The organism is Variovorax sp. GW823-FHT04F07 (genome assembly GCF_058795995.1).
The window spans coordinates 656721-671992 of the sequence record NZ_JBXAIG010000003.1 but is presented as its reverse complement, the minus strand read 5'-3'; the positions used below and the strand labels follow the sequence as shown (position 1 = coordinate 671992).

Sequence of the window (15272 nt, the reverse complement as noted above, 5' to 3'; positions counted from 1 at the left end):
GGCCTCACACCGATGAACGCATTCCTGCACCAACTGCTGGCGGGCCTGGCCACCGGCGGCATCTACGCCAGCGTTGCGCTGGCGCTGGTGATGATCTACCAGGCCACGCACCACATCAACTTCGCGCAGGGCGAGATGGCGATGTTCTCGACCTTCATCGCCTGGAGCCTCATGCAGGCCGGCCTGCCGTACTGGGCCGCCTTCGTGGCGACCGTGGCGCTGTCCTTCGTGCTCGCGGCCGTGGTGGAGTTCACCGTGATCCGGCCCATGCACGACAAGCCGGCGCTGTCGGTGGTGGTGGTGTTCATCGGCCTCCTGGTGATCTTCCACAGCCTGGCGGGCTGGCTCTTCGGCTACACCATCAAGCAGTTCCCGAGCCCGTTCCCGTCGGACGCGTGGTTCGGCAGCGCCATGATGTCGGCGCACGAGATGGGCGCCATCGGCGTCACGCTGCTGGTGGTGCTGTTGCTGTTCGCGTTCTTCCGCTTCACGCCGCTGGGCCTGGCGATGCGCGCCGCGGCGCAGAACGCGGCCTCGTCGCGGCTGGTGGGCATCAACGTCGGGCGCATGCTGATGCTGGGCTGGGGCCTGGCCGGTGCCATCGGCGCGGTGGCCGGGATGATGGTCGCGCCCGTGGTCTTCCTCGACCCGCACATGATGACCGGCGTGCTGCTCTACGCCTTTGCCGGTGCGCTCATCGGCGGCATCGACAGCCCCGTGGGCGCCGTGCTCGGCGGCTTCATCGTCGGCGTGCTCGAGAACCTCATCGGCACCTACGTGGTGGGCACCGAACTCAAGCTGTCGGTGGCGCTGGTGCTGATCGTCGGCGTGCTCATCGTCAAGCCTTCCGGCCTCATGGGCCGCAAGTTGGTCACCCGGGTCTGATCGCATGAACTCTCCCCAAGCTTCCTCCCTGCCGACCGCCATGGCACCGCTCGCCGGGTCGACCGATGCACGCGCCACCGCCAAGCGCTCGCGCTCGCCGCTCCTGTGGGTCGGCCTGCTGATCGTGCTGGCCATCGGCATCACCTTCGTGGCGCGCGGCTACCAGCTGTTCCAGGCGACCATGGTGATCTCGTACGCCATCGCGCTGCTGGGCCTGAACATTCTCACGGGCTACAACGGGCAGATCTCGCTCGGCCACGGCGCCTTCTATGCCATTGGGGCCTACACCACCGGCATCCTCATGGAGCACGCGGGCGTGCCCTACTGGCTCACGGTGCCGGCGGCGGCCGTGGTGTGCCTGATCGTCGGCTACCTGTTCGGGCGGCCCGCGCTCAAGCTTGAAGGGCTGTACCTGGCGCTGGCCACCTTCGCGCTCGGCGTGGCGATGCCGCAGCTGCTCAAGTACAAGCACCTCGAGGCCTGGACCGGCGGCGTGCAGGGCATCGTGCTCATGAAGCCTGCCGCGCCCTTCGGCCTGCCGCTGAACGAAGACCAGTGGCTCTACCTGTTCTCGCTGTTCGTCGCGGTCGTGATGTTCTTCATTGCCCACAACCTGCTGCAAAGCGGCAGCGGCCGGGCCATGCGCGCCATCCGCGACCACGCCATGGCCTCGGAGGCGATGGGCGTGGACAACAGCCATTACAAGGCGATGACCTTCGGCGTCTCGGCCGCGTACACCGGCGTGGGCGGCGCGCTGTCGGCCATTGCGGTGCAGTTCGTGGCGCCCGATTCGTTCACGCTCTTCCTGTCGATCTCGCTGCTGGTGGGCATCGTGGTGGGCGGCGTGGGCACGCTGTACGGCGCGATCTTCGGCGCCATCTTCATCATGTTCGTGCCCTCGCTGGCCGAGAAGGTCTCCAAGGCCGCGCCCTGGGCGGTGTACGGCGTGGTGCTGATCGCCTTCATGTTCGCGATGCCCGGCGGCGTGGTCGGGCTGCTGCGCAAGCTCCAGGCACGCTTCGCCCGTGCACGATGACGCGACGCTGATCGCGAACGCACTGCAGCGGCTGGCCGGGCGGCTCGTGCCCGACGGCCATATGGTGCAGGCCGTGCGCCGGCTCTCGGGCGGCGCCAGCCAGCAGACCTGGGCTTTCGATGTGACGACAGGCGGCGCGGGCCCGGCCCGGCCGCTGGTGCTGCGCCGCGCGGCCGATGCCAGCGGCGCACGCGCCCTGGGCACTGCAGGTCTCGCAGCCGAAGCACAACTCATCGAGGCCGCACGCGCAGGCGGCGTGCCCGTGCCCGGCGTGCGCCATGTGCTGCAGCCGGCCGACGGGCTCGGCGAAGGCTTCGTCATGGACCGCATCGAGGGCGAGACCCTGGGCCGGCGCATCGTGCGCGACGAACGCCTGGCCGGCGCGCGCCGCGTGCTGGCGCGCCAGTGCGGCGCGGCCATGGCGCGCATCCACCGCCTGCCCGCGCACCAGCTGCCACCACTGCGCACGGCCGCCGCACGCGCGGAGCTCGACTTCCAGATCGGCCTGCACCGCAGCCACGGCACCGCGCGCCCCGTGTTCGAACTCGCGTTCCGCTGGCTGCGCGCGCACGCGCCGGCCGACGTGCCCGCGCCGGTGCTCGTGCACGGCGACTTCCGCAACGGCAACCTGATGGTCGGCGAGGAGGGCCTGCGCGCCGTGCTCGACTGGGAACTCGCGCACTTCGGCGATCCGATGGAAGACCTCGGCTGGATGTGCGTGCGTTCCTGGCGCTTCGGCCACGGTGCGCTGCCCGTGGGCGGCTTCGGCACGCGCGAGCAACTGTTCGAGGGCTACACGGCCGAAGGCGGGCAGGTCGATGCCGGGCGCGTGCGCTGGTGGGAGGTGCTGGGCACGCTCAAGTGGGGCATCGTCTGCGAAGCCATGGTGCATGCGTGGCTCAGCGGCCGCGAGCGCGATGTCGAGAAGGCCGCCATCGGCCGCCGCGCGTCGGAGGCCGAGTCGGACCTGCTGGCGCTGCTCGCCCCCGAGGAAGAGGCCGCCTGATGCAGGACCGCCCCGACATCGCCGAACTGCTCGAGGCCGTTGCCGCCTTCCTGCGCGAGCAGGTGGTGCCGGCGACCGAAGGGCAGGTCGCTTTTCATGCGCGCGTGGCCGCGAACACGCTCGACATCGTGCGGCGCGAAGTGCAGCTCGGCCCCGTCGCGCAGGCCAGTGAGTTGACGCGACTGCACGCACTGCTGGGCCCCGGCGCACCCGCCGACCTGGCCGAAGCCAACCGCCTGCTCTGCACCCGCATCGCCACCGGCGAACTCGACGCCGCCACCTCCGGCCTGATCGACCACCTGCGCCAGACCACGCGCGACAAGCTCGCCATCGACCAGCCCGGCTATGCCGCCGGCACGAAGAAGAAAGACTGAGCCATGGACTTCGACCTGCCCCGCGACCTCGTCGACTACCTCGCCGAGCTCGATACCTTCATCGACCGCGAGATCGCGCCGCTGCAGGCGCAGGACGACAACGAGCGCTTCTTCGACCACCGCCGCGAATGGGCCCGCACCGACTTCGAGAACGGCGGCCTGCCGCGCCCCGAGTGGGAAGCGCTGCTGGCCGAGGCGCGCCACCGCGCCGACCGCGCGGGCCACCTGCGCTTTGCATTGCCCGCCGAATTCGGCGGGCGTGACGGCAGCAACCTCTGGATGGCCGTGATCCGCGAGCACTTTGCGGCGCGCGGCCTGGGCCTGCACAACGACCTGCAGAACGAACACTCGATCGTCGCCAACAACCCTTTCGTGCTCGCCATTCGCGACTTCGGCACGCCCGCGCAGTGCGACGAACTCATTCAGGGCATGCTCGACGAGCGCGTGCGCCTGACCTTCGGCCTCACCGAGCCGCAGCACGGCTCCGACGCCACCCACATGGCAACGCGCGCCGTGCCCGAGGCACGCCACGGCCGCGCCGGCTTTCGCATCGACGGCGAAAAGATGTGGACCACCGGCATGCACACCGCCACGCATTGCGTGCTGTTCGCGCGCACGAGCGGGCGCGACGGCGACGCGCGCGGCATCAGCGCCTTGCTCGTGCCCGCGAAGGCCGAGGGCGTGAAGATCGAGGAGTACCTCTGGACCTTCAACATGCCCACCGACCACCCGCGCGTGAGCTTCACGAACGTGTGGGTGCCCGAAGACGCCGTGCTCGGCCCGCTCGACGGCGGCCTGGCCATTGCCCAGCACTTCGTGCACGAGAACCGCATCCGCCAGGCCGCGTCGAGCCTGGGCGCCGCCGACTACTGCGTGCGCGAGAGCGTCAAGTACGCGCGCGAGCGCAAGCCCTTCGGCGAGGAGCTGGCGCGCAACCAGGGCATCCAGTTTCCGCTGGTCGAGCTGGCCACGCAGGTCGAGATGCTGCGCCTGCTCATTCGCAAGACCGCGTGGCAGATGGACCAGATGCCCAAGCCGCAGGTCGAGAAGCAGCTGTCCGACAAGGTCTCCATGTGCAACTACTGGGCCAACCGCCTCGTGTGCGAGGCCGCCGACCGCGCGATGCAGGTGCACGGGGGCATCGGCTACTCGCGCCACAAGCCCTTCGAACACATCTACCGCCACCACCGCCGCTACCGCATCACCGAGGGCTCCGAAGAGATCCAGATGCGCAAGGTGGCGGGCCACCTCTTCGGCTACATGGGGCCGAACCGGGCCACGGCCTGAACCGCTTTCCGACGACGACTGACGACGCAGGCCACCCGGCCACTCAGCAACACAGAAGGAGACACGCGACATGGTTCATCCGCTTTCCCGCCGCACCGCCCTGGTGGCTGGCCTTGCCACGCTCTGCACCAGCCTGCCGGCCCTGGCCCAGAAGAAGCCCGAAGCCGGCGTGAGCGACGCCGAGATCGTGCTGGGCATGCCCATGCCGCTGTCGGGGCCCGTGTCGGGTTACTCGGTGGTCGGCAAGGTGGCCGAGGCCTACTTCAAGAAGCTCAACGAGCAGGGCGGCATCCACGGGCGCAAGGTGCGCCTGTTGATCTACGACGACCAGTACTCGCCGCCCAAGACCGTCGAGGTGGCGCGCCGCCTCGTCGAGGAAGACCAGGTGCTCGCCATCTTCGGCAACCTGGGCACCGCGCCCAACATGGCGATCCAGCGCTACATGAACGCCAAGAAGGTGCCGCAGCTGTTCGTGCAGTCGGGCGCCTCGCAGTTCGACGACGCTGCCAAGTACCCGTGGACCGTGCCCTTTCTCGGCAGCTACCAGGGCGAGGGCCGCGTGTTCGCGCGCCACATCATCGACAACCGCCCCGACGCCAAGATCGCCGTGCTCATGCAGAACGACGACCTCGGGCGCGAAGTGCTCAAGGGCCTGCAGGAAGGCCTGTCGAAGCAGGGCAAGGCGAAGATCGTGGCGCAGGCCACCTTCGAGGTGACCGACCCCACCGTCGATTCGCAGGTGGTGCAGCTCAAGTCGTCGGGCGCCGACGTGCTCGTGATGGCCGCCACCGCGCGCACCGCCGCGCAGGCCATCCGCAAGGTCGCCGACGTGGGCTGGACGCCCGACCGGTATCTCAACTTTGCCGCCGCCTCCGTGAAGATGGCCTTCGAGCCCGCGGGCGCCGACAAGGCCAAGGGCGTGGTCGCGCTCGCCGTCTACAAGGAGCCCATGAGCCCGCGCTGGAGCCGCGACCCCGAGGTGCTCGAGTACCTCGAGCTGCTCAAGACCCACGCCAGCGGCGTCGACCCGAGCAACGGCAGCGGCGTGTCGGGCTACATCGTCGCGCAACTCATGGCCCACGTGCTGCGCGAGGCCGGCGCCAACCCCACGCGCGAGAGCGTGCGCGTGGCCGCCAGCACCCTCAAGAGCCCGCGCATCTCGATGCTGCTGCCCGGCGTGGCCATGGCCAATTCGGCCGCCGACCTGCACGCCTACGCCTCCATGCAGCCCGTGCGCTTCAACGGCGTGGACCTCGACCCGGTCGGGCCCGCGCTGAACATGAAGTGAACCCCCTTTGCCTACCCATGCCTTTCGGAGCCCACCCATGAGCCAGCCTGACGACCAGGACCCCCTTCTGTACGAGCGCGACGGCGACGTCGCCATCCTCAGTTTCAACATTCCCAAGCGCCTCAACCCGCTCACCCAGCCGCTGCAGGAGGCCCTGCGCCAGCGGCTCGCACAGCTGCGCGACGAAGGCGAGGTGCGCGCCGTGGTGCTCACCGGCGTCGGCAAATCGTTCTGCGTGGGCGCCGACCTGGGCAGCATGGACGCAACCGCGCCCGGCAGCCTGGGCCAGCGCACGGCCGACGCGATGGAGGCGATGTCGAACCGCCTCATCGAAGACCTGCGCAGCATGCCCTTCCCCGTGGTGAGCGCCATCAACGGCCCCGCCGCGGGCGCCGGCGTGGGCGTGGCACTGGCCGCCGACGTCGTGCTGGTGGCGCGATCGGCCTACTTCTACCTGCCCTTCATGCCGCGCCTGGGCATCGTGCCCGACCTGGGCACCACCTGGTTCCTCGAACGGCTCGTGGGCCGCGCGCGTGCCGTCGGCATGTCGCTGCTCGGCGAGCGCCTGTCGGGCGAACAGGCCGCGCAATGGGGCCTCGTGTGGGCCTGCGTGGACGACGCCGAACTGCGCGCCCAGGCCGTGGCCGTTGCGCAGCGGCTCGCGCGCCTGCCTGCACACGCCGCGCACGAGATCCGCGCCGTGTACGAGTCGGCTGCGAGCCAGTCGCTCGTCGGCCAGATGCGCCACGAGGCCGAGCGCCAGCGCGAGCTGATCGACCGGCCCGACTTCGCCGAAGGCGTGAAAGCCTTCCTGGAAAAACGCGAGCCCGTGTTCCGCCGGCCATGAGCACAGCTGCAGACACCGCCACCGCAGGCATCGAGTTCGACGCCGACCGCCTGCAGCGCCACCTGCGGCAGGCACTGCCCGCGCTTGAAGGCCCGATGCGCCTGGCGCGCATCGGCGGCGGGCAGTCGAACCCTACCTTCTTCGTCGACTTCGACAACCGCGCGCTGGTGCTGCGCAAGCAGCCGCCCGGCGAGCTGCTGCCCTCGGCCCACGCGGTCGACCGCGAGTACCGCGTGCTGCGCGCACTGGCCGCCACCGACGTGCCCGTGCCGCGCACCGTGCTGTACTGCGACGACCGCGCCGTGGTGGGCACGCCCTTCTACGTGATGGAGAAGCTCGAGGGTCGCGTGCTGTCGAACTACGCGCTGCCCGGCATCGCGCCCGCCGAGCGCCGCGCCTACTACTTCGCCATGGCCGAGACCCTGGCGCGCCTGCACGCGGTCGACCTTGCGGCTGTCGGCCTCACCGACTACGGCCGCCCCGGCAACTTCTTCCAGCGCCAGATCGCGCGCTGGACGCGGCAGTGGGAAGCCTCGCGCACCCGCGAGGACGCCAACATCGACCGCCTCATCGCCTGGCTGCCGGCCAACCTGCCGCCGGGCGACCAGACCACCATCGCGCACGGCGATTTCCGTTTCGGCAACCTCATGTTCCACCCCACCGAGCCGCGCGTGATCGCCGTGCTCGACTGGGAGCTGTCGACCCTGGGCCACCCGCTGGCCGACGTGGCCTACAACTGCATGGCCTGGCACACCGGCGCCGACGAGTTCGAAGGCATGCAGGGCATCGACCTCGCGGCCGAAGGCATTCCCACGCAGGCCGCGTACATCGCCCACTACCAGCAGGCCGGCGGCTGCGCCGAGCCGGTGACCAACTTCCACCTGGCGTTCTCGCTGTTCCGCTTCGCCGTGATCCTCGAAGGCATCGCGGCGCGTGCGAAGAGCGGCAGCGCGGCGGCGGCAGATGCGGTGCAGGTGGGCGCGCAGGCCGCGGGGTTTGCGCGGCGGGCGGTGGCGTTGATCGATTAGCCGGTAGCGAACCGGCTGGTGCAGGGCAGGGCGCCCGTCAGCCGCCGATGGGCGAGCACAGCTCGACCAGCGTGCCGTCGGGGCAGCGCACGTACGAGACCACCTGCCCCCAGGGCTTGGTCACCGGTGCCGACAGCTGCGTGGCGCCGGCCGCGAGCGCGCGGCTGTGCGCGGCGGGCACGTCGGGCGTCACGAGGCCCAGCTCCATGCCCAGCGGTTGCGCGGATTCCGAGGCGGCGACATGGCCGCCCGGAAAGTTGGAATCGCCGAGCGCGTGTGCAGCGAACGCCAGCGTGGTCTCGCCAGTTTCGAGTTCGCCATAAGTGCCCGATTCGTGCAGGAAGCGCGTGGGCAGACCGAAGGCTTGCTCGAAGAACTTCAGCGATTGGGCGACGTCGGGAACGTAGACGATGGTGTAGCCGAGCTTCATGGTGTGCGGCGGGTGACTTGCTTACTGCGCTTCCAGCCGCTCTGCAATCTCGCGCGCCCCGAGTTCGCGCACCGTGGCCAGTCGCTCCAGCTGCGCCGCGCGCGGGCGCGCCTTGCCTTGTTCCCAGTGATAGATCGTCTGGCCCGACACGCCGACCAGCTGCCCATAGATCGCTGCAGAAAGCCCGAGCTTGGCGCGGTGCGCGGCCAGCCGGTTGGCACTGAAGCGGCGCTTCGGGCCGCCTGCATCGGCGTCGTCGCCCGCAGCACCGGCGGCGGCCGGTGCCTGACGCGCGGAACCCTTGGCGACCTTGCGCAGTTCTTTTTCAAGCGCGCTCACCTGACGGCGCAAGTCGGCAATCGATGCCCGGTGCGCGACGGAGGCCTTCTTGAGGGTTTCGATCTCCGCTCGCACTTCCTTGCGAGCGACACGGGAGATTTCGGCTTTGAGGATGGAGGCGATGTTTGGCATGGGGGGATTGTGCTCAATTTGGGGACACAAATGGAGGGGGCGCTCTGTAGGCGGAAGCCGTCGTTTGCGGGCAACAGGTGTTTGAGCCCCCAATGGGTCTCGGAACTTTTTCGCTAAACGCCGAATTCCATCGTGCCGATGGATGCTTGTCTGAGGCGTTTAACCAAGGCCGTGCCTATTTCGCAGAGAGGTTCCATGCGACGATTCGGGGCCGCGTTATCGGCCGGTATTGGACATTCGTCAAAAAATCAATTGGCGCCAATGGCGAGTCCACGCACACACGGGCGCTGTTACAGGGAGCACACATGGCATTTACTTCCGGCATTCGCAAAGCTTTGCTTGGTGGATGCTTCTTGCTGGTCGGACTGACTGCTTTCGCCCAGCCGGAGCTGTATCGAAGCGTTCTGGATCTCAGCTACAAGAGTGCAAGGCCCGCTCTTCCGGTCGCCGCCTACCGAAATATCAGCGGGGCGGAATTCAGGTCGATGGTGAACAAGGCGTTCCAGAAGTCGGACTTCTCTCTTGTGGCTGTGGGCCAGCAGAAGAACAAGTCGACGATCTTCGAGTTCAAATTCAATGCGGATCCGAAGTGGCGGTTCGTACCGACAGTTCTCGTATCTGCCGAGGAGTTGCTCGATGGAAAGAAGAAGTGCAATCCATGCTACTTGAGATTCTTCGAGATAAAAAACGCGCCAGAGGTCAAGGCGCTCCCGTGGATGGCTCAGTACGACCTGAGCGCGCGGCTCTTGCCGGCGATCGACAACGCGTACGCGACGATCGAGTCTGCCGGGCGCGAACATATCGACCCTGCGTTCCGGTTCGACTACAAGCGGCAATGGGAAGGGGAAAAGACCTTGTTCGGCAACGCCTTCGTTGGCCTCAATTTGCCCAGCCTCAAGGAGAACATTGTTCGCGCTTACCAGCGCGCTGGCTTCCAGCCCATTGAAGGCGAGGCTCCTCCGAAGGCCCCCGAGCTCACTCTGGCTTTCAGCTTTCCCGTGGATCCGGCCAAGGAGGGCGGGGTGGTCTACAAGGTGAAGGTCCTCAGCCAGTACGACGCGGACGGCCATTGCTACCCCTGCGAGGTCATTGAGTACTTCGATCCGCACCAGCAACTTCCCCCGGCGGGTCTGTCTGGCGTCGTGAGCCGCGCGAGCCTCGAGTCGAGATTCACGGCAGCGCGGAACGCGGCATACGAAAGCATGCGTACCGACCTCGAACGTTATCTGCGGCCTCGCTCCGTGTTCTCGGTGCCGCCCAAACCAGCGCCCCTCGGGTCGCCACGTCCTCCGCCCATGCCGGTTGCGGCGACATGACCGCCCACGCGCAGCTTGCGGCTGGGAGCGGCACCAACGCCGCGATGCGCCAGGAGCATTGGTTCATCTTTGGCAACCTGTTCGTGGCGCTGTCGGCTGGGGCGCTGGCATTGTGGTCCGCGCCGATGATGCTGGCCATTCTCTATATCAATGTATGGCTGCTGGCGAACCCGCATCTGGTTGCGACCTACACGCGCATCGGCGCGATCTATTCGCGCCTTCGCTTGCGTTGGGTCCTGATCGTTGTCGCACCTCTCTTGATATTGGCGGCTTTGACGGTCATCGCGCTGGCCTATGAAGCAGCCGGGCTGCTCGCCCTGTATTTCGTGCTTCAGACGTTCCATGTTGCTCGCCAGAGCTATGGAATCGCCAGACGCCATGACCGCCGGCTTCAGGTGCCCTATCGAAACCTGCCCTACTTGCTGGTCTATTTGTTTCCCGCGTGGGGGTACCTGCATCGCAGCGCGCAGGCGCCCCAAAGCTTCCTGGGGTACCCCATCTGGTTTCCTCCCATTCCGCAGGAGTTGGCCTTTGCGGTGGGCGTCGCAGCCATCGCCGGTGCATTGTTCTGGTTCGCTCGCCTGATGATGCATGCCAGGAGCGAGAAGCCGGCGAATGAGCCCTTCAACAGCTTCGTGCTCTCGCACCTGGTGATTTCGCTGGTTGGCTATGTCTGGATCAGCGACATCACGGTGGGCTGGTTGGTGGTCAACGTCTGGCACAACATCCAGTACCTGATATTCGTGTATCGCCAACGGCGGCCCGAAGTCATGGCGGGACAAGGCAGCGAAGAATCAGACAGCGCTTCGGTGCGTCGCAAGTCGTTGGTTGAGGTTCTGAAGTCGCCGGCGACATTTTTTCTGACGTGTTCAATCGTGGGCGCTGTCTTGTTCGTGGCTGCCGATCGTGTTGGCGAAAGTCTTCTTTGGCTGGGGCTTCCGACCATTCTTATCGCGCACTTCGTCTTGAACTTCCATCACTACTTGGCGGACGCCGTGATTTGGAGGCGGCGTCGTGCTGGCAAGCCTGATGGGGTTTGACCTGCCCCCTCGCGCCCTCCAGCGCGGCTGCATTGCATTGCTCGTCGGTTGCGCGATGGCGGGAAGTGCCTGGGGCGCAAGCCACGCAAGAAGAGGCGACACGCCAACGGCCCCGTGCGAAGGGCTTCCCATGCGAGGAAGCCTTGCTGTGCAATATCACTCGACGGACGGTTCGAAATTCCTCGTCGCCCAATTGCCGGTTTCGGTTGCAGACGCAGAGCGAGGGCTGCGCGCTTCGGCAACCAAGGGACGGTACGACAGTCCCTATGCTGTCGGGAATGTCCTGGTCCCGGAGCGCGGTCAGTTTTCGCTGAAAGATCAAACCGCGATCAGGGCGCGCGCAGCTACACGTCGTGGTGGCAACGTTGGGGCATCGCCTGACGATGAACCGATCCAGCGCCCGCTCGAGCCGGGCGAGCGCCAGTACGGGCTGGAGCCGTATACGCATACGAATACGGACGTGGCCACATTGGCGCACTGGCAAACAAGCGCGTACACGGTGAACGGCAAGCCGGCGGCGATATCCTCGAACTTTGTCTTGTCCCTGCGACCCATCGGTCCATCGAAGATGGAACTCCGCGTGCATCAACCTCGCGTGAGGGTCTACATCGGCCGGAGAATCACAATGAATGTTCACACCCTTGCGCCCTATGTGGACTGCCGCGAACGGCCTGACGACCGACCGGTTCCCGAGGACCTCGAAGTGGTGATGCAATGGGCACGCGACGCCATCTACGCAGCCCCGCCCATCGGTGCAAAGTGAAGGGCTGCGGTGACGTATTCGGCGCCGAGCACGCGTGCCAACGGTAGAAGGCCTGTCGATGTTGTCGTTCTTCAAATTCGCGCGGCAGCCTGTCGCGAAGTTTCGCGTCATTCAGGCGCACTGGTTGATAGACAAGTGCCTTTTCGGCTCGGACGACCCTGGCGTCGTGGCGGCATGGCTGCAGCAGAACGGAGGCCGGGGCCAACCGTGGAGGTTTGAATCAGGCCTGCACGTGCATACGGAGCGTGGAATTGTGCGGAGCGGTCCCGCGCTTGACGCATGGATCGATGCCCACTTGGAGGGGCAGTCGTGACGGTACGCGCTCATTGCACACCATCTTCACCAAGGGCCGCACGCAGCGACTGCGTCGTGACATCGGCGGCATCGATCCGCCGCTGCAGTTCCTCATTCACCAACCGCACCAACGCCCCCAACTCCGTGCGTGTCGGAAAGACTTCCTCCGTATCCCCCACACGCTGCGGAACGATGAGCTTCTCGATACACGCATAGGCCCGTTGCACCGCATGAAGACTGTCGACGTCATCACACGCCTGCAGCGCGAGCGATTCGGCACTGGCGGTTTCGGAAGATGGAGAAAGCGAAGACGCGTGCGCGCACGCGCGGGGAGATGCAGATGCAGCCATGAATGGCCTCCAAGGGTTTCGGTTTGCTGAAACCGACGCGCCCGAGTCCAAGCGGGGGCGGCGGCTCGACGGGTTGGACTACCGGGAAACCACTTGCGTGAAACCGGCCGGGCTCGCGCCCGCCCATCGAGCCGCCTAAACAGGAAGCACGAACGACAAAGCCGCAGACCCTGCGGGGCGGCTGCGGCTTTTACGTCGCAGTGATTTCAACGGGAGTCCAAGCCCGATCACGCCCTGTGTTGACGTGACCGGCGCAGTATAGCCATGGCCAGTGCTGCTCGTGCGAGGCTGGATTTGCAGACCTACAGACCTATCATCCGGCCCTGTCGGGCCTCAACCCACAGCGCACGGCATCGTCATCTTTCTTCCGCAGAGCAGACATGAACAACGAGAAATGGGAAACCACCATCCTGAGCGACACGACGTACGAGCACCTCGTCGCGGAACTGAGTTTCGACGGTCAGTTCTTGTTGCTGCTCGACCGCGAGGAAGGCCGGGACCAGCTCTGCGTTGCGTTCCCCGCGAAAGACGGAAGCCTGGGCTCACGCATTCCCCTTCCTGACTTCATCGCCCAACTGAACGCCGCAGCAGCCGATCTGCGCCGTTAGCGCACCGAGGCGTCACACCACCTCACGGCGTCGTCGCATTCTCCTCCGGGGTCTTGCGCTCGCTGTCGCGTGGCGCCGGCACCGGCCACCGCAGCGCGCCGCTCGCGAGCACGACGCCGGGCACCACGAACGACAGCGCCAGCAGCGCCGGGCGCGTGACGGGTTCGTTCATCCACCAGGCCGCACCGAGCGTGGTGAGCACGGGCACCAGCGCGGACGACAGCGCGGCGCGTGCGGCGCCCAGCCGCGTGATTGCCACGCCGTAGACGACCAGCCCCAGCAGGCCGGCGACCACGCCTTGCCCTGCGGCCTGCATCGCGATGTCGGTCCATGGCGCGGCGAACAGGCGCGGCGGGCCGGCGAGCCACAGCAGCGGCAACAGCAGCAGGGTCGACGCGCCGTTGACAAAGGCCGCGCCCTGCCACGCGCTCATGCCGCAGCGGCCGAAGGCCAGGGAGTAGACGGTCCACAGCAAAGCCGCCAGCAGAAAGAGCAGGTCGCCGCGCCAGTGCTGTTGCCGCAAGCCCTCGCCGAAGCTGCCCGCCGCGAACACGGCCATGCCGACGGCGATGCCGGCCAGCCCGAGCAGGCGCAGGCCGTGCACGCGCTCGCCCCGATAGACCCACGCGCCCAGCGCGGTGAAGAGCGGCAGGCTGCCGGCCATGAAGATGCCCATGTGGCTGGCGGGCGCCCACTGCGCGCCGGCCAGCACCAGCAGGCCGAAGGGCAGGCCGCTGCCGACGACGAGCAGCACGAGCGCGCCGCGCGACGCACCCGGCGGCACGAGCCTGCCGCGCAGCCACAACGGGCTGAGCAGCAGCGCGGGAATGCCGTAACGCAGCAGGGCGAGGTCCATCGGCCCGAGCGCGGTGGCGGTCACGCCGTGGCGCGACAGCAGCTGCCAGGCGCTGCCGATGAGGGCTGCGGCCAGCGCGGCGAGCGCGCCGGTCCAGAGGGTGCGAGGCGATGTCGTCATCGGGCCAGTCTGTGGCCCGGCCGGCGCGAAAGCTATCAGATTCGTGCGCCTGCGCCGGCCGGCCCGAGCACGCGGCGGGCCTCGCCGAGCGTGACGCCCACGCCGCGCCGGAACACGGCGCCCAGGTGGCTCTGGCTGCAGTAGCCCAGGTCGTGCGCGAGGCCCGCAAGGTCGCGCTCGCCGTCGGCCAGCCGCTCCATCGCCGCCGCCAGCCGCAGGTGCTGGCGGTACTGGTGCAGGCTCAGGCCGGTCTGCTGGCGAAAGCGCCGCGCCAGGTGAAAGGGCGAGCGCGACACGGCCTCGGCCAGCTCGTCCAGCGAGAGCGGGGGCCGCGTGCCCGGGCCGCTGCCTTCGGACAGCAGCAGTTGCCGCGCACGTGCGACGGCGCCGTGCCAGGGTGCCTGGTGCGGCGCGCTGCCCAGCTCGGCGACGAGCGCGGCCACCAGGGTCGCGGCCCGTGCGCTGTCGGTGTCCGGCAGCTGGCGCCGCGCCGCGTGCATGCGGTACAGCGCCTGCGGGGTGAGTAGGCAGACGCTCACGCCCGCCGCGCTTTCACCGTGGGCCGGGCTCACCGACGCGTGGCCGCTGACCACGAGGCTGTGCCGCACGGTCGCGGTCTCGGGCCGCAGCCGGTAGGCGGTGGCGTCGCCGAAGCGGATGGCGGTGAGCGCGTCGGTCAGCCAGGTGTGATCGCCCGAGCGCACGTCGAGCCGCGTGCGCCCGATGGGGAAGACGACGCGCGGCGAGGCCACGGTGTACAGGTCGCTCCACGCCGGCCCCTGCGGCGCGTGCAGGCGCACATGCGCCACCTCGAACCCACGTCCGGCATAGAGAAGGGTGCGGTCTTGCGGCATGCGAAGCGTGAACGCACGACAGGGTGGGTCAGCCCAGCGCGGTCCAGTTGCAGCGCAGCTCGTACTGCGCGCCGCGGTAGCTGAGCGTGCCGGTCGCGCCGGCCACGCGCAGCGCCACGGCCACCTGCGGACGGTCCAGGCCGGTGCCGCGCGCGCGCATGAACTGGCGGCGATGGTCGACGAAGCGCTGCTGCAGGCTGAAGCGCTCGGTCTCGTCGGCACCGGAGGCGGTGTTCGCCACGATCAGCTCGGTCAGCTGGCCGGTCGAGAGGCTGAACTGGATCTCGACCGCGTACGGCCGGCCGTCGCACTGCAGGCTGCCGTTCGCAAAGGCGGGCGACAGGCCAAGGAGCAGAAAGCAGGGCAGGGCGAGAGCGAGGAGGCGGCGGTGCATGTCGCAGTGGGTGCAGGTGGCGGCC

18 protein-coding genes are annotated in these 15272 nt (G+C 67.9%); 12 read left to right on the top strand and 6 right to left on the bottom strand.

The genetic code is table 11. The features are described from left to right. Window positions 1-12 precede the first annotated feature (12 nt). The 8 genes from AC1RAA_RS18455 to AC1RAA_RS18420 all read left to right on the top strand — a co-directional run bounded on the left by AC1RAA_RS18455 (window position 13) and on the right by AC1RAA_RS18420 (window position 7751). Window positions 13-885 carry a branched-chain amino acid ABC transporter permease gene (locus AC1RAA_RS18455; protein WP_056577629.1) on the top strand — a complete coding sequence of 291 codons (873 nt, stop codon included), beginning with the start codon at window positions 13-15 and terminating at the stop codon, window positions 883-885. A gap of 40 nt (window positions 886-925) precedes the next feature. Continuing rightward, window positions 926-1921, top strand: a complete 996-nt coding sequence (locus AC1RAA_RS18450) for a branched-chain amino acid ABC transporter permease (protein ID WP_492730790.1) — start codon at window positions 926-928, stop codon at window positions 1919-1921. After that, window positions 1911-2927 carry a phosphotransferase family protein gene (locus tag AC1RAA_RS18445; protein ID WP_492730792.1) on the top strand — a complete coding sequence of 339 codons (1017 nt, stop codon included), beginning with the start codon at window positions 1911-1913 and terminating at the stop codon, window positions 2925-2927. Before AC1RAA_RS18450 ends, AC1RAA_RS18445 begins: the two co-directional genes overlap by 11 nt. After that, on the top strand, window positions 2927-3301 hold the full coding sequence (locus AC1RAA_RS18440; protein ID WP_492730795.1) for a DUF6285 domain-containing protein: 375 nt from the start codon (window positions 2927-2929) through the stop codon (window positions 3299-3301). Before AC1RAA_RS18445 ends, AC1RAA_RS18440 begins: the two co-directional genes overlap by 1 nt. A 3-nt stretch (window positions 3302-3304) precedes the next feature. Then, a complete protein-coding gene (locus AC1RAA_RS18435) occupies window positions 3305-4588 on the top strand; it encodes an acyl-CoA dehydrogenase family protein (RefSeq protein ID WP_492730798.1) in 1284 nt (427 codons plus the stop codon). Window positions 4589-4658: 70 nt separating this feature from the next. Next, window positions 4659-5876 (top strand): ABC transporter substrate-binding protein, encoded by a 1218-nt coding sequence (locus tag AC1RAA_RS18430; protein ID WP_492730801.1) that lies wholly within the window; start codon window positions 4659-4661, stop codon window positions 5874-5876. Between the two features lie 37 nt (window positions 5877-5913). Continuing rightward, window positions 5914-6723: an enoyl-CoA hydratase-related protein gene (locus AC1RAA_RS18425; RefSeq protein WP_487850220.1), complete on the top strand. Its 810-nt coding sequence runs from the start codon at window positions 5914-5916 to the stop codon at window positions 6721-6723. Next, on the top strand, window positions 6720-7751 hold the full coding sequence (locus tag AC1RAA_RS18420) for a phosphotransferase (protein WP_492730804.1): 1032 nt from the start codon (window positions 6720-6722) through the stop codon (window positions 7749-7751). The genes AC1RAA_RS18425 and AC1RAA_RS18420 overlap by 4 nt, the downstream gene beginning before the upstream one ends. A gap of 37 nt (window positions 7752-7788) precedes the next feature. Here AC1RAA_RS18420 and AC1RAA_RS18415 read toward each other — a convergent pair whose 3' ends face one another. Next, a complete protein-coding gene (locus tag AC1RAA_RS18415; protein WP_307696445.1) occupies window positions 7789-8181 on the bottom strand; it encodes a VOC family protein in 393 nt (130 codons plus the stop codon). 21 nt (window positions 8182-8202) lie between these two features. Further along, window positions 8203-8652 (bottom strand): helix-turn-helix domain-containing protein, encoded by a 450-nt coding sequence (locus AC1RAA_RS18410; RefSeq protein WP_070062806.1) that lies wholly within the window; start codon window positions 8650-8652, stop codon window positions 8203-8205. Between the two features lie 305 nt (window positions 8653-8957). Between AC1RAA_RS18410 and AC1RAA_RS18405 the strand changes: the two genes are divergently transcribed. The 3 genes from AC1RAA_RS18405 to AC1RAA_RS18395 all read left to right on the top strand — a co-directional run bounded on the left by AC1RAA_RS18405 (window position 8958) and on the right by AC1RAA_RS18395 (window position 11771). Next, entirely contained in the window at window positions 8958-9968 is a 1011-nt protein-coding gene (locus tag AC1RAA_RS18405; RefSeq protein WP_492730806.1) for a hypothetical protein, read from the top strand. Further along, window positions 9965-11008: a hypothetical protein gene (locus tag AC1RAA_RS18400; protein WP_492730808.1), complete on the top strand. Its 1044-nt coding sequence runs from the start codon at window positions 9965-9967 to the stop codon at window positions 11006-11008. The genes AC1RAA_RS18405 and AC1RAA_RS18400 overlap by 4 nt, the downstream gene beginning before the upstream one ends. A 148-nt stretch (window positions 11009-11156) precedes the next feature. Then, window positions 11157-11771, top strand: coding sequence for a hypothetical protein (locus AC1RAA_RS18395; RefSeq protein ID WP_492730810.1), 615 nt, complete (start codon window positions 11157-11159; stop codon window positions 11769-11771). Window positions 11772-12094: 323 nt separating this feature from the next. Here the strand turns inward: AC1RAA_RS18395 and AC1RAA_RS18390 are convergent, their stop codons facing one another. Further along, window positions 12095-12415 (bottom strand): hypothetical protein, encoded by a 321-nt coding sequence (locus AC1RAA_RS18390; RefSeq protein WP_492730811.1) that lies wholly within the window; start codon window positions 12413-12415, stop codon window positions 12095-12097. A gap of 380 nt (window positions 12416-12795) precedes the next feature. Between AC1RAA_RS18390 and AC1RAA_RS18385 the strand changes: the two genes are divergently transcribed. Continuing rightward, window positions 12796-13023 (top strand): hypothetical protein, encoded by a 228-nt coding sequence (locus AC1RAA_RS18385; RefSeq protein ID WP_159279364.1) that lies wholly within the window; start codon window positions 12796-12798, stop codon window positions 13021-13023. Between the two features lie 22 nt (window positions 13024-13045). Here the strand turns inward: AC1RAA_RS18385 and AC1RAA_RS18380 are convergent, their stop codons facing one another. From AC1RAA_RS18380 to AC1RAA_RS18370, 3 genes are read right to left on the bottom strand one after another with little or no spacing between them, the layout of a single operon-like run. After that, window positions 13046-13999 (bottom strand): DMT family transporter, encoded by a 954-nt coding sequence (locus AC1RAA_RS18380; protein WP_492730814.1) that lies wholly within the window; start codon window positions 13997-13999, stop codon window positions 13046-13048. 35 nt (window positions 14000-14034) lie between these two features. Further along, a complete protein-coding gene (locus AC1RAA_RS18375) occupies window positions 14035-14853 on the bottom strand; it encodes a helix-turn-helix transcriptional regulator (protein WP_492730816.1) in 819 nt (272 codons plus the stop codon). Between the two features lie 28 nt (window positions 14854-14881). Further along, entirely contained in the window at window positions 14882-15247 is a 366-nt protein-coding gene (locus tag AC1RAA_RS18370) for a hypothetical protein (protein ID WP_095746821.1), read from the bottom strand. Window positions 15248-15272 lie beyond the last annotated feature (25 nt).